Below are 18,898 nucleotides of genomic sequence, written 5' to 3' on the forward strand. Positions count from 1 at the left end.
TATGGCCGGCTTCGATATTAACAAACTGGATGACGCCATTCACGGGCGCCTGCGTCTGGGCGTAATGGCCTATCTCATGGACGCCGAAGCCGCCGATTTCAACGAGCTGAAGGCGGTGCTGGAGGCGACCCAGGGCAATCTGTCGGTTCATCTGCGCAAGCTGGAAGAGGCGGGCTATGTCGAGATCATCAAGAGCTTCCAGGGGCGCAAGCCGCTGACCCGCGTCCATATCACGCCGGCCGGCCGCAAGGCGTTCGCTGATTATCTGGAAGCCCTATCAAACCTGGTGGCCAGACGTTAAAATACCTGTTCTACCTGCGATGGTGTACGTGCTTTTTTCTGAAAACTGGCGATACGTGAATAAATGAATAAGGCCATGGCTTGGTGTATGGCCAAGCTTGATAGTATGGCGGCGCTAACGACTAATGGAATTTCACTGCCATCTTTGCCTGCCACGTTGATCGCCATTCCGACAATTTCGCTGACGATGGTGAAAATCCACCAGATTAATATTATTGGTGATGCCTTCTGTGTCTTCCAGTTTTCCGGGTCGCGGTTGGCCCGATAGAGTTCTGAATAGACAAGATATGGCTGCCATAAGGCGGCGAATGGAATGAAATGCCACCCGACGGCCCAGCCAGGCGAGAACTCCATTGTTTTGGATGTTATCTCATGTGTATTTTTACTGGTCCGGTATATCCAGAACATTTTTACAACGGTGATTGTCAGCGGCGTGACGAAGAGGCTACGGCGCACCAGATTATATACGGCAAATATCTCTGGTGGCATCTCCAGATTTTCGCCGCGAATGACTGCCAGAGCCAACACGGCACCTACAAGCGCAGCGGAAAAAATCTGAAAAGCAATTATCGTGAATAACAAGGCGGTCAAAACGCGCGGCTGCCTGTAATCCGAAGTCTCCTTAGCCAAAATCTGTACCCCCCTACCTGTTCAGCCTCACCCTCTGGTATTTTCGGCTTGAACACAAGAGTCACCGTCACAAAGCTGATAATCAGCAGCAGACCCCAGGCACCCATCTTCTGGATCGAGACCAGATGCCATGCCTTGCCGGGATAGCTCCAGGTATGCGTAAAGGTGCCGATATTTTCCGCCAGCCACAAGAAGAAGGCGGTGAGCGTCCCCGCCAGCAGATAGGGCATGGAATGTACCGTCTGGTCGATGCGGAAAAAGACAAAACAGCGGAAATAGATCACGAAAATCGCCGCAAAGATCACATAGCGGAAATCGAACAGGAAGTGGTGCGTGAAGAAATTCACATAGATCACCAGGGCCAGCAGATAGGTCACCCACGGTTTCGGGTAATGCGAAAAACGCATGTCGAACACGCGGATCGCGCGGGCGATGAACGAGCCGACGCTGCCATACATGAAGCCGGTAAACAGCGGCACCCCGCCGATATGGAAGATCGACGGTTCCGGATAGGTCCATGAGCCCATATGGGTCTTGAAGATTTCCATGATCGTGCCGGTGACATGGTAGAGGAAAATCACCTTCACCTCGCCGAAGGTCTCCAGCCGCGTCCACAGCAGCAGGCACTGAATGCCGATCGCGGCCGCCAGCAGGAAATCATAGCGATAGATGGGGCTGTTTTTCGGCCAGACCAGATGCGTGACGATCATCAAGCCCAGCATACCGGCCCCGAAGAGGCACGACCACGCCATTTTCATACCGAACAGGACAAACTCTCGCAGCGGCCCCGGCAGCACCAGCAGGGTGCGCCTGATCCAGCGCCGGACCGGCTGCAGAAAGGGGGCAAGGGGGTGAAGGTGTGTTGAGTTCATGCCGTCATAATGGCGGAATTTTCTCTATGTTCCAGAGGCGAGCAGCACCTTTTTACCATTCCTGACAGGCTCTGGTTTGTGCGCGTGAAAATTGTTATGCAAAGCCATGCACGTCATTTCCATACCCGCCGGCGAGCAAAGCTATGTCACGCGATGGTGGTCGGCCATGGCGATGAATAGCGTTGCCCTGATCATCGCCCTGTGGGTGGTTCTGGCCTATCAGCATAACCGGTCGCCGCTGGATATGGCCTTGATACCCGCCCTGGCTGGCATAGCCGTTCTGCCGGCTGTGGCTTGGAAGCGTTTCAGGCTGATCGACTACGGAGATGCGGAAAAACCGAGCCTGGCCACCGGATTTTACGCCTTGCTGCTGTCGATAGGCGTACATGCCATTGAGGATCAGACGCTGCTGGATCGCTCGGCTGGCCTTTGGGCTGGCGTGATGGTCGGACTGATCCTGTCGGCTCTGATCCTTTGGTTTGAACGGCCTGTGAAAGCCTTTTGGGCTTTTGTAACGATTGCTGTGTTGATCTTTGCCGCGTGGGGCATGGCGCAGATCGTAAACTGTCTGCTGGACAACAGCCCTGAAGTTGCCGTGCAAACCGGAATTGATAGCCGATACGCTACCGAGCCATTCTGTACCCACGGTGGCCGTTATAGTTCCGGCTCGTGTGTGGGCAAGTTCGCCAAATATGCGGTCCTTTCGCCCTTGCCTTACGGCTTGCCCGCGCAACTCAGTGTCGATAGCGGTTGGTATCGTCGCGCACAGATCGGTGACCGCGTTTGCATCACAGTGCATTCAGGGCGTCTTAGGGCGCGCTGGTATAGCTTTGATCTCTGCCCACGGGCGTGATTTCGTGCCCGCTTCAATCTGCGCATTTGGATTGTCCCCCCTTGCCAACCTTGCTAAGAGGGGCGCGCGCACCATATGGATTGACTATGACCTTAAGCCCGCCTTCTGAAATCAACAGCCGCACCGAGATTCTCGCCACCGGCGCGCGGGTGATGCGCACGGAGGGCGAGGCGCTGCTTTTGTTTGCCGGTTCGCTGTCGGAATCTTTCGTGCGGGCGGTCGAGGTGATGTACGCCGTCAAGGGCCGGGTCATCCTCTCCGGCATGGGCAAGTCGGGCCATATCGCCGCCAAGATTACCGCGACGCTCGCCTCCACCGGCACGCCGGCGCAGTTCGTCCACCCGGCCGAGGCCTCGCACGGCGACCTCGGCATGATCACGCCGGATGATGTGGTCGTGGTGCTGTCGAATTCCGGCGAGACCTCGGAACTCAGCGATATCATCCACCATACCCGCCGCTTCCAGATCCCGCTGATCGGCGTTGCGTCGCGCCCGGATTCGACCCTGCTCAAGGCGGCCGATATCGCGCTGGTCCTGCCCAATGCGCCGGAAGCCTGCGCCATCGGCATGGCGCCGACCACCTCCACCACCATGACCCTGGCGCTCGGCGATGCTCTGGCCGTGGCCATCATGGAGAAACGCGGCTTCCAGCCGACTGACTTTAAGACCTTCCACCCCGGCGGCAAGCTGGGGGCGCAATTGCTGCCGGTTTCCGGACTGATGCACACCGGCGAGGCCCTGCCGCTGGTCACCGAGCAGACGCCGATGGGCGAGGCCCTGTTGGTCATGACCGCCAAGAGCTTCGGCGTGGTCGGCATCACCGACGCCAATCGTAAACTGACCGGCATCATCACCGATGGCGACCTGCGCCGCAATATGACCGGCCTGATGGACAAGACGGCCAAGCAGGTCATGCACGCCGGTCCGCGCACCATCCGCCCGGATGCCCTGGCCGCCGAGGCGCTGGGCATCATGAACGACAAGAAGATCACCTGCCTGTTCGCGGTCGATGACCACAACAAGCCGGTCGGCCTGATCCATATCCACGATTGCCTGCGTGCGGGAGTAGCCTAAGTGAAGACCATTATCCTGATCCCCGCGCGCTATGCCTCCACCCGCTATCCCGGCAAGCCGCTGGTCAAGCTGACCGGCAAGGACGGCGTGCCAAAGTCGCTGATCCAGCGTTCCTGGGAAGCGGCCAGCGCGGTCCAGGGCGTGTCGTCGGTCTATGTCTGCACCGATGATGACCGCATCCGCGACGCCGCCGAAGCCTTCGGCGCAAGCGTCATCATGACCTCGGAATCCTGCGCCAACGGCACCGAACGCTGCGCCGAGGCCATGCACAAGCTGAAAGAGTCGGCCGATCTCTACGTCAACCTGCAAGGGGATGCACCGCTGACCCCCGCCTGGTTCGTCGAAGACCTGATCCGCGAGATGAAGACCTATCCCGACGCCCAGATGGCCACGCCGGTCCTGCGCTGCGACGCCCAGACCTATGCCAATTTCGTCGAGGATCGCCAGAATGGCCGCGTCGGCGGCACGACGGCGGTGTTCGACCGCCACATGAATGCGCTGTACTTCTCCAAGGAAGTCATTCCGTATACGGACAAGACCTTCAGCGAGGGCGACACCATTCCCGTCTTTCACCATGTCGGCGTCTATGCCTATCGTGGTGAGGCGCTGAACAGCTATCTGAAATGGCCTGTCGGGCCGCTGGAAACCTATGAGGGGCTGGAACAACTGCGCTTCCTGGAAAACGGCACGGCCATCCGCTGCGTCGAGGTCGATGGTCGCGGCCGCGTGTTCTGGGAACTGAACAACCCCGTCGATGTCGCCCGCATTGAACAAGTGATTTAAGGAAGTAAGCTCATGTCGATCCAGCCGCAGCACGTCAAAACGAAGACCTTCGAGATCGGCGATTTCGGCCAGCCGAAGATCACGGTCGGCGGCGACGAGCCGTTCGTCCTGATCGCCGGCCCGTGCCAGATCGAAAACCTCGATCACGCCCTGATGATGGCCGAGAAGATCGCCGAAGCCTGCGCGCCTTCGGGCACGAAATTCATCTACAAGTCGAGCTATGACAAGGCGAACCGCTCATCGATCGGCACCGCGCGCGGTATCGGCATGGAGGAAGGCCTCGATATCCTGGCCGCCGTGCGGGAAAAGTTCGGCTGCCCGGTCCTGACCGACGTGCATGATGCCGGCCAGTGCGAACCGGTGGGCAAGCAGGTCGACGTCATCCAGATCCCGGCCTTTCTGTGCCGCCAGACCGACCTGCTGCTGGCCGCCGGCGCCACCGGCCGCACCATCAATGTCAAGAAGGGCCAGTTCCTCGCCCCGTGGGACATGAAGAACGTCGCCAACAAGATCGCCAGCACGCGCAATGAACGCATCCTGCTGTGCGATCGCGGCACCAGCTTTGGCTATAACACCCTTGTCAGCGACTTCCGCGGGCTGCCGATCATGGCCCAGACCGGCTATCCGGTGATGTTCGACGCCACCCACTCGGTGCAGCAGCCCGGCGGCCAGGGTACCACCTCCGGCGGTCAGCGCGAGTTCGCCCCAGTGCTGGCCCGCGCCGCCTGTGCGGTCGGTGTCTCGGCGGTGTTTATCGAAACGCATGAAGACCCGGACCACGCCCCTTCCGACGGCCCCAACATGATCTATATCGACAAGATGCAGGAACTCATCACAACGCTCCGCGCCTTTGATGATCTGGCAAAAGGGAAATAGGGATTGGGGTGCGGGGTCCGAGGCCCCACCTCTTCTCTTCGTTTTCAGCCCGCCGCGCGCATCTTCAGCAGCACATCCAGAAATTCCGCCTGGCTCGGCATGGCGCTGACCGTCTGCTGCAAGGCTGCCCTTACCTCGCGCATATGCCCCGGCAGCGCCGACAGCGGCACGTTGGCCGGGAGGGGTTCGAGCGCTTCTGGTAAAGAGCCCTGGCCCAGCATGACCGCCATCCAGCCCTGCAACGGGAAGGGGTGGTCTTTCGGTATCGATACCCGGCCGGAGCGGGCAAACAGCTCCATGTTTTCGGCAACCTTGTCAGGCACCTTCATCTCCCGGCAATGCCGCCAGAAGGGCGTATCGTCGCGCTGCGTCATCTTGTAGTGCAGGATGATGAAGTCGCGGATACCCTCGAACTCGTCGGCGACAATCCTGTTGAAAGCGTCGCACTGCGACGGATCAAGGCCGGTGTGCATCAGCAGGCCCAGCAAGCGCACAATGCCCGTCTGGATCATGTAGATGCTGGTCGATTCCAGCGGCTCCAGGAACCCGGAAGACAGCCCTATGGCAATGCAGTTACGGTCCCAGACCTTGCGACGCTTGCCGGTGACGAATTGCAGCCGGCGCGGCGTCGCCAGGGGCGGCCCTTCCAGCGCTTCCAGCAGTCTTTGCTCGGCGGCATCATCGCTGATGAAATAACTGGCATAGACATAGCCATTGCCGGTGCGGTGCTGTAGCGGAATGCACCAGCGCCAGCCGGCGGCATCGGCCGTGGCGCGCGTATAGGGCGCCGGCGGCCTGACATTCTGGCTCGGCACGGCGATGGCACGATTACACGGCAGGTAGTGGCTCCAGTCCTCATATCCGGCCTTGAGCGTCTTCTCGATCAGCAGGCCGGCAAAACCGCTGCAATCGACAAAAACCTCGCCAGGTATGACCAACCCGGACTCCATCGTTACAGACCGGATATCGCCCGTCTCGCTGTCCTGCGTGGCCGTGACCACCTTGCCTTCGATGCGCGTGACGCCGCGCGCTTCCGAATAGGCGCGCAGGTAACGCGCATACAGGGTGGCATCGATATGGAAGGCATAGCCCAGCGGACCGATGCGTGGCGTGTGTCCCTTTTGCGGCAGCACGAAACGGCCCTGCCGCGCCGCCAGGCAGCCGAGGTTGTAATCGTCCAGATGCAGCTTCTCGCCCGCCGCCAGCCGTTCACGGGCATGGTGCATCCACACCCTGGGAAAGTTGGGATTGGCGACATCCGGACCGAAATTGGTAAAGGGATGCATGTACTGCTCCCCGAGCCCGCCCCAGTCGGCGAATTCGATGCCGAGCTTGAAGGTGGCTTCGCAGGCGCGCATGAATTCGGGAACATCGATCCCCAGCAGGGTATTAAACAGGTTGATCGATGGGACGGTGGCCTCGCCGACCCCGATCGTGCCGATCTCCTCGGATTCGATCAAGGTGATCCGCGTCTCAGGCCGCAGGGCCTTGACGAGCGCGGCGGCCGTCATCCAGCCGGCCGTGCCGCCACCCACTATGGTGACGGTCTTTATGGTCTGAGCAGACATGTTTCCCCGGATATATGTCAGACATTATTACAAGCCCGACACATAAACATGTAACCGCGTTATTGACAATCGCGCCCGAACCGCGAACTCATGAGGCCGGCCGCGCATCGGCGGGCGCCTGCGGGGCGGTCGCGGCGTCCGCGGCACGTTTGTCAGCACGCGCCTTTTCCAGACGTTCTTTCGCCCTGGCGATCAGCGCCTTGTTTTCCGCCCGTTCGGCCTGCATCAGCTCGACCGACGCCTTCATCAGCCGGATGGGGATGAAGTGGTCGTCATCTTCCGGCGCGAAACCTTCCAGTTCCAGCGCTTTCAGGATATTGCGCTGCCGGTCGCCTTCCGCGCCCGGCGACCGGCCATAGCTCAAAAAGAAGGAGCGCAGCTTTTCGCGCGTCACCGGATCCAGATCGTCCCGATAGATCAGCACGTCTTCCGGCAGGGCCTCTGATGCCCAGATGACCTTGACCCTGGCAAAGCGCGCCGGCGCGCTTTTCTGCAGGGCCTGGAGGATATCGGTATCGACGGCCGCGGCATTCAGCTTGCCGGATATCACGCCGTCGATGTTTTCATCTGCCGTGGCGGTCGTCACCGCTTTGAAGCAGGTCTTCATATTGATCCGGTTCGGCTGGAAGAAATAGTAGAGCGGCGCCTGTCCCGAAGCGGCGGCCCGGCGTTCACCAAGGCCCAGGGTGAGCTTGCGATTGCATTTCAGCAGGTCTTCCGCTTTCAGTTTCGAGGCCGCGGGCACAATGATCAGGCTCTGATAGGCGCTAACCCCTTCCGCTTCGGCGAAAACAGCGCCATGGCCGCGCCCCAGCACTTCCGCGCCGGTCAGGTTGGTGAACCAGCCGGCCTGCGCTTTTTTCGTCTGAAACGTCAACACCTGGGCGTCGTAATTGGCGGAGGGGACAATTTTCACCTTCAGGCCGGTCTGTTTTTGCAGATCAGCCACCACAGGCGCCCACAGGGCCTGGGTTCTGGCGTCATCGCTGGAGAGGACGGAGAAGGCGATTTCGCGGCGGGCCTCAATACCGTTGCCCAGGCGCTCGCACGCGGACAGGCCAAGCGTCAACAAAACGACAGCAACCATCCAGACTTTACGTGACAACGCGCTCACGATCATAAATGCCTTATCCCCCAATTCTCACTGCCAGACTGAATCATATGGGACATTTCACCGTACTGGCAACCGATTTGATCACCGATAAAGAAGGTTGATTTGTCCCACCCCTTATTGCCGTGGGGAACCGGATGAGTTAAGGCGGAGCGAGGCCGGTATGATTGTATCGGCAGTAATGAGGCTGGTCATGCAAATTCATAGGCGACATCTGTTGGCCGGACTGTACTTCCCCCTGCTGGCGGCCGGCGTAAGCGCTTGTGGCGGCAGTGGCGGAAGCAGTAGCAGCAATAGCGGAGGCGGCGGTTCTTCAACCTCATCCTCCAGTGCCTCATCCTCTTCCAGCACAGCAGTCGCCTATACAGGCGGCACAGAATTCACAATCGAAATGCAGGTGGCCAACAGTTTCCGTCACAGCAACCCGATTGGATTGAGCAATGGCCATATTGTCACGGGTTGGACAGACACTACCGTCGCTGGTGACCGGGCCGAGGTCCGCGCCCAGATTTATACCACCGACGGCACCAAAATCGGGGGCGCGATTGCCGTCAATACACAGACCAGCGATCAGCAACAAGAGCCAGCTGCTTCACCACTGGTCAATGGCGGCTTCGTGTTTGTGTGGGCCGATTCCTATGCCTTGGAAGAGCCTGACCCAACCCTTTCGCTGCCCGCTGCTCCTGCGGACGATTTCGGCGGTGTGCGGGCGCAGATTTTTGATGCGAACGGCGTGAAATCAGGCAGTGAAATCCGCGTCAATACCAGCCTGCCAGGATTGCAGCGCGGTGCCACAGTGACCGGTCTCGTGAATGGTAATTTTGTCGTCGCATGGCAGGATTCAGATGGCGATTCGGACGATGATGCGGTGAAAGCTCAGATGTTCAGCGCGGCTGGCGTAGCCATCGGAACGGAGTTTCTGGTCAACACCAACACCACCAGTTTCCAGACCCGCCCGGCCATTTCCGCCCTGACCGGCGGTGGCTTCGTGATTGTCTGGCACGATAATAGCCAGACCTTGGGCGACGTCAGTCGCCTGAGCGTCAAGGCACAGATCTATGATGCGACCGCCAACCGGATTGGCGGCGAATTCCTGGTCAATACAACCACCACCGAACAGCAATGGTTTGCCAGTGTCACCGGCCTGAGTGGTGGCGGCTTCGCAGTAACATGGGAAGACACTAGTCTTATGGGGGGAGATGCCAGCATCGGATCGGTCAAGGCGCAGGTCTTTACCGCTACCGGTACAAAGGTTGGAGCCGAGTTTCTCGTCAATACCAACACTACGGGCAATCAATTCAGTCCCAGCATCGCCGCCTTGCGTGACAACGCCTTCGTCATCACCTGGCAGGACAATAGTCAGACGCTGGGAGATACGGCCGTAAGCATCATCAAGGCACAGATTTTCACCGGTACGGGCGCAAAAACCGGCGACGAATTCCTTGTCAACATGCCCTCGGTCGATACCAAAATATACCCCTTTGTCAGCCCTCTTGCTACCGGGGGTTTCGTCATAGCCTGGAAAGAATTTAGCGGTATTCTGCTTGATCCCGCCAGTTCGGAAAAAACCAAGGCAAGGGTCTACACACCTGCATAGATTGCCCTGTGGAAAATTTCAGGGTTAAATCAGGTTTATCCCTTTACATGCGCAACTATTCCACTATTTTATGCGCCACTTCCGGCGGACCCCGAGTTCAAATGGTCCTGCCTCATTTTCTTCGCAAAGAGATTGTATCTTTGAGGGAATTGAGGCTCAGGCATCGCTGCTAACGCCGGTCTGGGTTTAACTTATCTAAGGGTATGCTGGTGGAAAACTACCAAACAGCCCTGGACCTGGTCCGCAAGCAGCCTCCGGAACGTCCCGTCGCCCTCGTGCGACGCGCGCCCGTCACAGTTGCCGCGCAATGGTTTCAGGCAAATTTCAAAGGCGATGTCTTCTACGCCGTAAAGGCCAATCCGTCCGTGTGGGTGCTGGAAACCCTGTGGGCGGCTGGCGTGCGTTCGTTTGACGTGGCGTCTATCCAGGAAGTCGAGCTGGTCCGCTCCACCCTGCCCGCCGCGCGTCTGGCCTTCATGCACCCGGTCAAGAGCCGCGTGTCGATCGCCCGCGCCTATTTCGATTTCGGCGTCCGCACCTTCTCGCTCGATACGCATGAGGAACTGGCCAAGATTCTGGAGGCCACGGGCAATGCCAAGGATCTGAACCTGGTCGTTCGCCTCGCCACCTCAGGCGAAGGCTCAAACCTGCCGCTGACCAACAAGTTCGGTGCCCAGACGCACGAAGCCCCTTCCCTGCTGCTGGCCACCCGCCAGGCGACGCAGGACATGATGGGGATTTCCTTCCACGTCGGTTCGCAGTGTATGCGCCCGACCGCCTATGCCGCCGCCATGGCCGCCGCCTCGCGGTCGCTGGTCCGCGCCGGTGTATTTGCCGATATTGTCGATGTTGGCGGCGGTTTCCCGTCGGTCTATCCCGGCATGATCCCGCCCGCGCTTTCGGAATATATGGACACCATCAATCGCGCCTTTAACGACATGAAGGTGCATGAGGAAACCCAGCTCTGGGCCGAACCCGGCCGCGCCCTGGTGGCGGAATCGACCTCGGTCCTGACCAAGGTGGAACTGCGCAAGGGCGACGCCCTCTATCTCAATGACGGCTCCTACGGCAACCTGTTCGACGCTACCCACGCCAAGTGGCCGTTCCCGGTGCGCCTGCATCGCCCCGACGAGACACATGACGACGAACAGTTGAAGCCCTTCCGCTTCTATGGCCCGACCTGTGATTCCATCGATTCCATGCCCGGCCCTTTCTGGCTGCCGGCGGATGTCAATGAAGGCGACTATGTCGAGATAGGCATGTTGGGCGCCTATGGCGTCACCATGGGCACGCGTTTCAATGGTTATGGCGAGACGGAAACCGTCTTCCTCGATGACGCGCCGATGGCCTCGCTGTTCGGCCTCGGTCCGCGTAGCCTGACCAATCCGCGTGGTTTTGTGGAATCCGATGACAACAAGGTTGTCCGCCTCAACCGCCCGAAAGGCGGCAAGCGTGGCAAGAAGCGCGTCAAGGCCAAGGCATAACTTGTAGGGCGTGGGGTCTGCGACCCCACACCTTCTTCTACCAAATAAAAAAGCCTCGCCTTTAAGGCGTGGCTTTTTTATTTGGCAGGACAGGATTCGAGCCACTGCCCCTTGTTTTTTATCAAATCATGCAACATATAAAGTTACATGAAACAAGACAGCAAGCTTTCCGGCATCCTGCACGTCCTCCTCCATATGGACAGTGTCGACGGTCCCACCACGTCCGAACGACTGGCCACTATGATGCACACCAATCCGGTGGTGGTGCGCCGCATCATGGCCGGCCTGCGGGATCACGGCCTTGTCCACTCTGAAAAAGGTCATGGGGGTGGCTGGACCATCGCGCGTGACCTCAATCAGGTCACCATGGCGGATATCTACAGGGCCATAGGTGCGCCCGAAGCCTTCGCCCTGGGGCATCGCAGCGAACAGCCGCATTGCCTGGTCGAACAAACGGTCAATGCGGCGCTTGATGATGCCTTTGCCGAGGCCGAAGCCCTGCTGATGACACGTTTTGCCAGCGTGACCCTGGGCCAGCTGGCCGCTGATTTCCGGCAGCGCCTGACGGCGCGCCACCAAACGCTTGAGGAACAAACCCATGATCTATGACGTCCTCATCATCGGCGGCAGTTTTGCCGGCCTGTCCGCCGCCATGCAACTGGCACGCGGGCGAAGAACCGTCTGCGTGATCGATACAGGCCTGCCGCGCAATCGCTTCGCCGACCACTCGCACGGCTTCTTTGCGCATGATGGTGACGCGCCGCTGGATTTGATCGGCGCTGGCCGTAGCAAACTCCTTGCCTACCCCAATGTGACCTTCAAGTGTGGCGAAGCGATCCATGCCCGCCGCGAAGGCGAGGGCTTTGCCGTAGACATCATGGGCGGCCATACGCTTCTGGCGCGCAAGCTGGTACTGGCCTTTGGCGTGCGCGATCATTTGCCAGATCTGCCGGGGCTAGCAGAACGCTGGGGCGAGTCGGTGCTGCATTGTCCGTACTGTCATGGTTACGAATTTGGTGGTGGTCCGCTCGGTGTGCTGAGCACGGCGCCCATGTCGAGCCATCAGGCCATGTTGATTCCGGACTGGGGAGCGACAATCTTTTTCCTGAACGGCGGCGCCATGCCCGACAGTGAAACGCGGGCGCATCTGCAATACAGACAGGTTGCCATCGAACCCTTGCGTGTCGTGGCTCTGGAGGATGCCGGTATCGGCTTGACGGGCATCCGGCTGGAAGATAGCCGAACCATCCCCCTCAGGGCCCTTTACCTGGCCCCGCGAACCGAATTGAACAGTTCGATCGCTGTACAACTGGGTTGTGCGCTGGATGATGGTGTATTCGGGCCTGTGATCCGCGTCGATGCCATGGCTCAGACCACGGTGCCTGGTGTCTTCGCCGCAGGTGACATCGCCCGGTCGATGCACAATGCGACGTTCGCATCGGCCGATGGCGTTATGGCGGGGGCAAGCGCGCACCGCTCGCTAATCTTCGAACCCTTGGGCCTTTAACCTGCGTTCGGCCCCTTGCGACGTGTCTGCGACGGCGATTCCCCGAACAACTGCGTATAGTATTGCGCAAAGCGGCCGGCGTGCGGGAAGCCATGATCCGCCGCCACCTCGGCGATCGGCCGCGTATCGTTCGGATCGCTCAGCGCCTCACGCGCCATTTTCAGGCGCAGGGTGCGCAGGTAAGCGTGCGGCGTCACATCCATATGCTGGCGGAAGCTGGTTTCGAGGGTGCGGACGCTGATATTGGCCGCCCGCGCCACGGTCACCATGCTCGGATTGCTGCGCGCCTCACGGTGCATGAAATCGCGCGCCAGGCGCAGATAGTTCGGCATCGGGCCGCCTTTATTGGCCTGCATACGTTCGCTGTAGCGATGCGGAATGCTCTCCAGCAGCAGATGACTGAAGGTTTCGACCAGGCGATGCTGGAGCGAACCCGACAGGTCGCGGCTCTGGGCGGTGAAGGCATCCGAACACAGGGTCTCCACCAGGCGCGACAAAACCCGCGCCTTGGGTGTAGCCAGATCGATCACCGGACCCAGATGCAGGTCACGCTCGACCGGCAACTGGAGGATATCGAACAGGAAGCGCTGCACCCACGCATAGGACAGCTTGATGAGATAGACCTCGCAGGTCTCGCCATCGGCTGCGTGGGAGATGCGAGTCTCGATCATCGGCTGATAGATAATGGCGTGGCCGGGCGCGATCTTCTGCACAGCCGCGTCCTTATGCTGCAATGACAAGGCGCCTTTCACCGGCATGACGATCACCACGTCATAGCTGGCTTCGCTCTGCAACTGCACAAAGCCGGAGCTTGAAATAAGCCGCGCCATGATGGCGTGGGCAGCCGCCCCGGTGTCATGCGGCTTGAGCACGCCCAGATACATCTGCCAGGTGAAATCGGGACCATCCAGGTCACGCGCACAGCTCCAGTCGAAGAACTTACAGATATTTTTCTGGAAGCTGTCGAAGTCCGTGCCTTCGCATTGCCAGGTCTCAATGGAATCCAAAGGATTGCCCTGCATGCGGTTTCGTTCCAGCCCGTAATCTGTCATCTGGCACCTCGCCAGAAAGAATCGATATGGAAGTAAATCAAAAGAACCTCCCTTGAAAGGGAACGGCTATCCGATAATAAACCGGGAAGGCCGTATTCCGAAAAAAACGTCTAGTCTTCCGGAATAATCCACAGCACCATTAAGTACAATTCGATCTACGATCGTAATTTAAAGCAATTTTCCTAAATTATCCATAAAACGAATGCGTTTATCCAAATTTCGCCTGACATTTCTTATCTATATTAAAATCCCTCAAATAAATACGATCGCACTGTTTTAACGCCAACTTATACGCCCGGCTTGAGGCAAGATAATGACTTACCATTTCCTTATAAATAACGATCGCATTGCCCGACCGCGTCAATCACACCGACGCCACAAACATATGTCACAAGAATTGCAAAACCGCTGGCTATGGTCTATAGGCCGCCACTTCTGAATACCCTCCCCATCGCACCGTCTGGGGGATAGCGGGTAAATGACGGGCGTCCACCTTTATCCACCCCGTACCGGGGCGCTTCTCAAAGGAACGCAAAAATGAGCGCAGATACCACTCCCCAATCCAACATGAAGGCATCGCTGCTGGCTGAAACGGTCGAGCACGTCGATATCACTTCGTATGACGCCCGTCCGATCATCGACTCGATGCGCAAGATGTCCTTCTCATCGCGCGATACCGCCCGCGCCGCCGACATCTTCAACATGGCCCTGGCTGACAAGGGCTGCTCGACCTGGCTGATCCTGGCCGGCTCCACCTCGGCCGGCGGCTGTATGCACGTCTACCGCGACATGGTGAAGTTCGGCATGATCGACGCCGTGGTCGCCACCGGCGCCTCGATCGTCGACATGGACTTTTTCGAAGCCCTGGGCTTCAAGCACTATCAGGCCGCCGGCCCGGTGGACGACAACGTGCTGCGCGACAACTATATCGACCGCATCTACGACACCTATATCGACGAAGAAGAACTGCAGAACTGTGACCACACCATCCTGGAAATCTGCAACCAGCTTGAGCCGCGCCCCTATTCATCGCGTGAGTTTATCTGGGAAATGGGCAAGTGGCTGGCCGCCGGTAATGCCAAAAAGGAAGGTTCGCTGATCCAGACGGCTTACGAGAACGGCGTGCCGATCTTCTGCCCGGCTTTCGTTGACTCGTCTGCCGGTTTCGGCCTGGTCAAGCACCAGAAGGAACGTATTGCTGCCAAGCAGCCCTACCTGACCATCGATGCCGTGGCCGATTTCCGTGAACTGACGGACATCAAGATCGCCGCCGGCACCACCGGCCTGTTCATGGTCGGCGGCGGCGTGCCGAAGAACTTCGCGCAAGATACCGTCGTCTGCGCCGAGATTTTGGGGGTCGAAGCCGACATGCACAAATATGCCGTCCAGATCACCGTCGCCGACGTGCGTGACGGCGCCTGCTCGTCCTCGACGCTGAAGGAAGCCGCCTCGTGGGGCAAGGTCTCGACCACCTATGAGCAGATGGTCTTTGCCGAAGCCACCACGGTCGTGCCGCTGATCGGCTCTGATGCCTATCACCGCGGCGCCTGGCAGGGCCGTGAAAAGCCGCGCTGGGCGAAACTGTTCGCTTAAGGGGTGATTTTGGCCTCACGCAATATTCTGTTCAAAAAAGCGTGAGACCGGGAGATTATCCCATAAAATGCGGAGATATTTTGTGCATCGCACTAGCATTTTCCGCATAAAGTATTAAGTAAGGGTTCGAAGCTATAACTCATAATATGAGTCGGCTTTACAGCCAGATAGCTACAAGTTCGTCACCGGGATCATCCCCCCCCTCGAAACCGGTGGCATGCGACGGAGACCATTGCCCCCCAATGGTCTCCGTTTTGCGTTTTAGGACCATCGCGCCCCATCAGGGTTTCGCTAACGTTTTGCGTTTTGGGTTTAAGCAGGCGCTTCGCTACGGCTTGCGGCGATAGATTGTGAAATTGTCCCAGTCCCCCTCTACGCGCGACACGGCCCGATAATGCCGGGCCAGTTCGTCGGTAATAGCGGCTTCACGCTCAGGCAACCGGCAGCCCATGAAAAACCCTCTGTCTGACACCACCAAGAAATCCGGCTGTGTGGAAAAAGCCACCGCCAGCGGATCCTTGTCGGGCGTCGGAAAGGTGCACATCAGGTGCATGGCATTGAAATACTTCGCTTTCGGCAGGGCTCCCGCCAGAAGATAGACGTAATGACCACGACCGGTGACCAGCAGATTATCACCCGGTTTCAGACCGTTTGCCTTCAGACTTTCGGCCGCGCGCACATTGCCAAGATAATCCGGTGGACCGAAGGGGCCAGGATTGAAAAGCGTGTAGCCCTCGACGATGAAGGGCTGAATGGCAGCGGCCAATATGTAAAGCCCCATCCAGACGACACGCCACCGCGCCTTGAAGTCTATCCCGTAATACAACACGGCGCAGAACAGGATCAGGGTTGGCGGCACAAGTGTAAAGCCATACCATATGACCAGTGACTGATTGACCAATATGCCCGCCACGGCGGTTACGTACCAAATCATGATCAGAAATATGAACGGCGAAGACAGAGCCGTTTTCAGACGCGGCAAGCGCATTACCGCCAGCAAAGCGCCCGCTGTGATGACCAGCATGGGCTTGTAAAAAGCGGGAAAATGCCAGAGCCGAAGCAGGAAGCCCAGATGCAGGGAGTCCGGTTTTTCGGACATATCGACCTGGGATCGGTCAATCGCTGTCAGAACGACGGTGTCGAAAGCGTCTTTGAAATGCCCGATTGCCGCAAAATAGAGGCCACAGGCGATCGCTGGCGCCGCTCCCGCGGCACAGAAGAGGGCAAGCGCTTTAAAATCCCTTTGCCGCCACGAATGCCAGGTCACCCAGCCAAACAAACCAAGGGCGGTAAAGGCCGCCGTCTGCTTGACCATGACGGCGCACCCCATCAAGAGGGCGGCCAGAGCCAGCGCAATGAGGTGCTTTCGGTACATTTCCCCCTCGGCCCTGCCAAGCTGAGCAAAGGCTTCGATGGTGAAGGCGGCCTCGATCAGTTGCGTTGGTGAGGATACGCCCATCAGGAAAAGGGAATAGAGCGGGTAAAGGACAGCCACAAGCAGGGCAAATCGTCCTGAGCCGGCGCGCCTAACCAGCCTGAACAGTCCAAACGCCCCCCACAGCGTAGCGAGCATTTCTACCGCCTTGATGACGATCAGATTGGCGCCAAACAAGACCTGGAAGCCCGCCATGATAGCAAATATGCCGGGCGCCTTGATGTCGTAGCTGGCGATATAGGGCGGCTCTCCATTGAGCCAGCGCGAGGCGACCACGCTGTAGAATGCCTCATCGTCGTGGATCACATGCAAAAAGGGCAGGCGAACGATAAGGGTGCAGAATAGCAGGACAATAAAGACCCACAGATAAGGCCGGCCGGAAGCCCTTTGTCGCGCGATGTCAAAGAGACTTTGGAGACTGGACATGACACCTGCGGCGGAAAGAGTTGACCGCCATATGCGCAGAAAAACGTAAAAATTTAGCGTGGATAGCCGGGCCGCCAGGCCGCAAATAATTAACGCCGCCTTAAAATGCGTTAACCATTTAAATACCTGATTCTGCGTAGGGTTCGGGCATGACCACACCCATCCGGCCTTCCCTAGCCCAAATGCTGAACCCGCAGCCGCCCGCAGTCGCGAAGCCGGCGCCGGGCGCCACCGGATTTGCCAGCGCGCTCCAGGCGCAAAAGGCGTTTTTCCAGCAGGTCGCCGCCCCCAAAATCACGCCGGCCACCTATACGGCGGCGGAGGTCGCCAAGGCCACCGGAAGCGCCCCTTCTGCACCGGCACAGTCCCCCGCCATGCAGGATACCAGCCAGCCTCTGCGCCGCCCCGGCTCTTACCTCAACATCGTGGTTTAACACGCTTTCGCGCGGCGCATTTTTTCAAAATGCTGAAAGCACTTGCTTTCGCAGGGAAAATTATGTTCTTTAAACCGAAAGCCGCTGAGCGTACAGGGGTTTAGGGATGATGGACACCATATCAGGCAAGGTCAGGCTTGAAGATATCGCACGGATCGCCGGCGTATCGGTCGCCACGGTTTCGCGCGCCCTGAACGATTCCCCCGCCGTCAATCGCGTCACCAAGCGCCGCGTCTGGAAGATCGCCCGCGACCATAATTACGTCCTGAACCAGGACATGCCGATGTCGATGTCGGGTTCGCAGGCCACCATAGCCATCGTCATTCCGCCGCCGCATGGCCGCGAAGGCCGCTTTTCCGACCCCTTCTATCAGGAACTGATCTCGGCGGTGGGTGAGGCCGCACGCGATATGGGCTGTGACCTGCTGCTGTCCCACCTGACGCCGAGAAGCCAGAACGACCTCGCCACCCTGATGGCCAATATCAAAGCCGACGGCGTCATCTTCCTGGGCCAGAGTTACCTGCACGACCGCTTCAACCACCTGGCCCACTCGACCAACAAGTTTATCGTCTGGGGGCAGGAAATTCCCGGCCAGAAATACTGCACGGTCGGGTCGAACAATCTCCAGGGGGGCACACGGGCCACCTCTCACCTGGCACGCCTGGGCCGCAAACGTATCGCCTATTTCGGCGAAACGGAGGGCGTGGAGATGAAACTGCGCTACCAGGGCTATCTCAATGTCCTGTCGGAAAACGGCCTGGCGCCCGATCCGCGCCTGGTCGTTTCCACCCACTTCGAAATCGCTTCGGCCGAGGCCGCGGTTCTTAACCTGATCAGCAAGGGAATCCGGTTCGACGGTATTTTTGCCTGTTCCGACATCATCGCCTTCGGCGCCATCCGCGGCCTGATGCGCGCCGGCCTGCGCGTGCCTGAGGACGTTTCCGTGGTGGGATATGACAATATCACCCTGGCCAGCCTGACACATCCGTCCCTCACCACCATATCCCAGGATCTGGCGCGCGCCGGCAAGCTGATGGTCTCCAAGCTGATCGGCTCCATTTCCAATGACGAGAGCCATTCCGAGATCGTTTCCACCGAACTGGTGGTCCGAGAATCCTGCGGCGGCTGAGGTCGCGGGCGGCAGACAGCCGTAGGCGCTGTCGTGTCAGCGGCGCTTTGTTAGCGCTAACTTTGCATAAATTTGCAATTTTTTATGCAAATCGTCAAAAACGAAACGCCACAACTTCATATACAAAAGGGGTAATTTCGGGCATTTTGTACGATTTTTTCGCCAAAATAGTGCC

18 protein-coding genes are annotated in these 18,898 nt (G+C 58.7%); 12 read left to right on the forward strand and 6 right to left on the reverse strand.

Annotated elements, in window-relative coordinates:
* Window position 1: 1 nt before the first annotated feature.
* Entirely contained in the window at window positions 2-301 is a 300-nt protein-coding gene (locus ACTHND_RS08675) for a winged helix-turn-helix domain-containing protein (RefSeq protein WP_440177546.1), read from the forward strand.
* Here the strand turns inward: ACTHND_RS08675 and ACTHND_RS08680 are convergent.
* Entirely contained in the window at window positions 298-930 is a 633-nt protein-coding gene (locus tag ACTHND_RS08680; RefSeq protein WP_440177547.1) for a DUF4328 domain-containing protein, read from the reverse strand. The genes ACTHND_RS08675 and ACTHND_RS08680 overlap by 4 nt on opposite strands.
* A complete protein-coding gene (locus ACTHND_RS08685) occupies window positions 888-1,802 on the reverse strand; it encodes a DUF817 domain-containing protein (protein ID WP_440177548.1) in 915 nt (304 codons plus the stop codon). The genes ACTHND_RS08680 and ACTHND_RS08685 overlap by 43 nt, the downstream gene beginning before the upstream one ends.
* A 106-nt stretch (window positions 1,803-1,908) precedes the next feature.
* Here ACTHND_RS08685 and ACTHND_RS08690 point away from each other — a divergent pair, with 106 nt between their 5' ends.
* From ACTHND_RS08690 to kdsA, 4 genes are all read left to right on the forward strand, one after another.
* Window positions 1,909-2,655: a hypothetical protein gene (locus ACTHND_RS08690; RefSeq protein ID WP_440177549.1), complete on the forward strand. Its 747-nt coding sequence runs from the start codon at window positions 1,909-1,911 to the stop codon at window positions 2,653-2,655.
* An 86-nt stretch (window positions 2,656-2,741) separates the two neighbouring features.
* The gene (locus ACTHND_RS08695; protein WP_440177550.1) at window positions 2,742-3,728 is read left to right on the forward strand and encodes a KpsF/GutQ family sugar-phosphate isomerase; all 987 of its coding nucleotides are present in this window, start codon (window positions 2,742-2,744) and stop codon (window positions 3,726-3,728) included.
* Window positions 3,729-4,511, forward strand: coding sequence for a 3-deoxy-manno-octulosonate cytidylyltransferase (locus ACTHND_RS08700; protein WP_440177551.1), 783 nt, complete (start codon window positions 3,729-3,731; stop codon window positions 4,509-4,511). It begins immediately after the preceding gene.
* Between the two features lie 12 nt (window positions 4,512-4,523).
* Window positions 4,524-5,387 (forward strand): 3-deoxy-8-phosphooctulonate synthase, encoded by an 864-nt coding sequence (gene kdsA / locus ACTHND_RS08705; RefSeq protein ID WP_440177552.1) that lies wholly within the window; start codon window positions 4,524-4,526, stop codon window positions 5,385-5,387.
* 44 nt (window positions 5,388-5,431) lie between these two features.
* Here the strand turns inward: kdsA and ACTHND_RS08710 are convergent, their stop codons facing one another.
* The gene (locus ACTHND_RS08710) at window positions 5,432-6,955 is read right to left on the reverse strand and encodes a tryptophan halogenase family protein (protein WP_440177553.1); all 1,524 of its coding nucleotides are present in this window, start codon (window positions 6,953-6,955) and stop codon (window positions 5,432-5,434) included.
* 88 nt (window positions 6,956-7,043) lie between these two features.
* Window positions 7,044-8,042, reverse strand: coding sequence for a phosphate/phosphite/phosphonate ABC transporter substrate-binding protein (phnD, locus tag ACTHND_RS08715; protein ID WP_440177554.1), 999 nt, complete (start codon window positions 8,040-8,042; stop codon window positions 7,044-7,046).
* A 187-nt stretch (window positions 8,043-8,229) separates the two neighbouring features.
* Here phnD and ACTHND_RS08720 point away from each other — a divergent pair, with 187 nt between their 5' ends.
* From ACTHND_RS08720 to ACTHND_RS08735, 4 genes are all read left to right on the forward strand, one after another.
* Window positions 8,230-9,663, forward strand: coding sequence for a hypothetical protein (locus ACTHND_RS08720; RefSeq protein WP_440177555.1), 1,434 nt, complete (start codon window positions 8,230-8,232; stop codon window positions 9,661-9,663).
* A gap of 203 nt (window positions 9,664-9,866) precedes the next feature.
* Window positions 9,867-11,147, forward strand: a complete 1,281-nt coding sequence (locus ACTHND_RS08725) for a type III PLP-dependent enzyme (protein ID WP_440177556.1) — start codon at window positions 9,867-9,869, stop codon at window positions 11,145-11,147.
* Between the two features lie 147 nt (window positions 11,148-11,294).
* On the forward strand, window positions 11,295-11,756 hold the full coding sequence (locus ACTHND_RS08730; RefSeq protein WP_440177557.1) for an Rrf2 family transcriptional regulator: 462 nt from the start codon (window positions 11,295-11,297) through the stop codon (window positions 11,754-11,756).
* Window positions 11,746-12,654 (forward strand): NAD(P)/FAD-dependent oxidoreductase, encoded by a 909-nt coding sequence (locus ACTHND_RS08735; protein ID WP_440177558.1) that lies wholly within the window; start codon window positions 11,746-11,748, stop codon window positions 12,652-12,654. The genes ACTHND_RS08730 and ACTHND_RS08735 overlap by 11 nt, the downstream gene beginning before the upstream one ends.
* Here ACTHND_RS08735 and ACTHND_RS08740 read toward each other — a convergent pair.
* Complete coding sequence (locus ACTHND_RS08740; RefSeq protein WP_440177559.1) at window positions 12,651-13,661, reverse strand: AraC family transcriptional regulator; 1,011 nt, start codon at window positions 13,659-13,661, stop codon at window positions 12,651-12,653. The genes ACTHND_RS08735 and ACTHND_RS08740 overlap by 4 nt on opposite strands.
* Before the next feature lie 582 nt (window positions 13,662-14,243).
* Here ACTHND_RS08740 and ACTHND_RS08745 point away from each other — a divergent pair.
* On the forward strand, window positions 14,244-15,299 hold the full coding sequence (locus tag ACTHND_RS08745; RefSeq protein WP_090649148.1) for a 1,9-bis(guanidino)-5-aza-nonane synthase: 1,056 nt from the start codon (window positions 14,244-14,246) through the stop codon (window positions 15,297-15,299).
* 328 nt (window positions 15,300-15,627) lie between these two features.
* Here ACTHND_RS08745 and ACTHND_RS08750 read toward each other — a convergent pair whose 3' ends face one another.
* A complete protein-coding gene (locus ACTHND_RS08750) occupies window positions 15,628-17,160 on the reverse strand; it encodes an ArnT family glycosyltransferase (RefSeq protein ID WP_440177560.1) in 1,533 nt (510 codons plus the stop codon).
* 149 nt (window positions 17,161-17,309) lie between these two features.
* Between ACTHND_RS08750 and ACTHND_RS08755 the strand changes: the two genes are divergently transcribed.
* Together ACTHND_RS08755 and ACTHND_RS08760 are read left to right on the forward strand one after the other, a co-directional pair.
* Window positions 17,310-17,594: a hypothetical protein gene (locus ACTHND_RS08755; RefSeq protein ID WP_440177561.1), complete on the forward strand. Its 285-nt coding sequence runs from the start codon at window positions 17,310-17,312 to the stop codon at window positions 17,592-17,594.
* A 106-nt stretch (window positions 17,595-17,700) separates the two neighbouring features.
* Window positions 17,701-18,723 carry a LacI family DNA-binding transcriptional regulator gene (locus tag ACTHND_RS08760; RefSeq protein ID WP_440177562.1) on the forward strand — a complete coding sequence of 341 codons (1,023 nt, stop codon included), beginning with the start codon at window positions 17,701-17,703 and terminating at the stop codon, window positions 18,721-18,723.
* Window positions 18,724-18,898 lie beyond the last annotated feature (175 nt).

It is taken from the genome of Asticcacaulis sp. (genome assembly GCF_051954415.1).
In the GTDB taxonomy this organism is placed as follows: Bacteria; Pseudomonadota; Alphaproteobacteria; order Caulobacterales; family Caulobacteraceae; genus Asticcacaulis.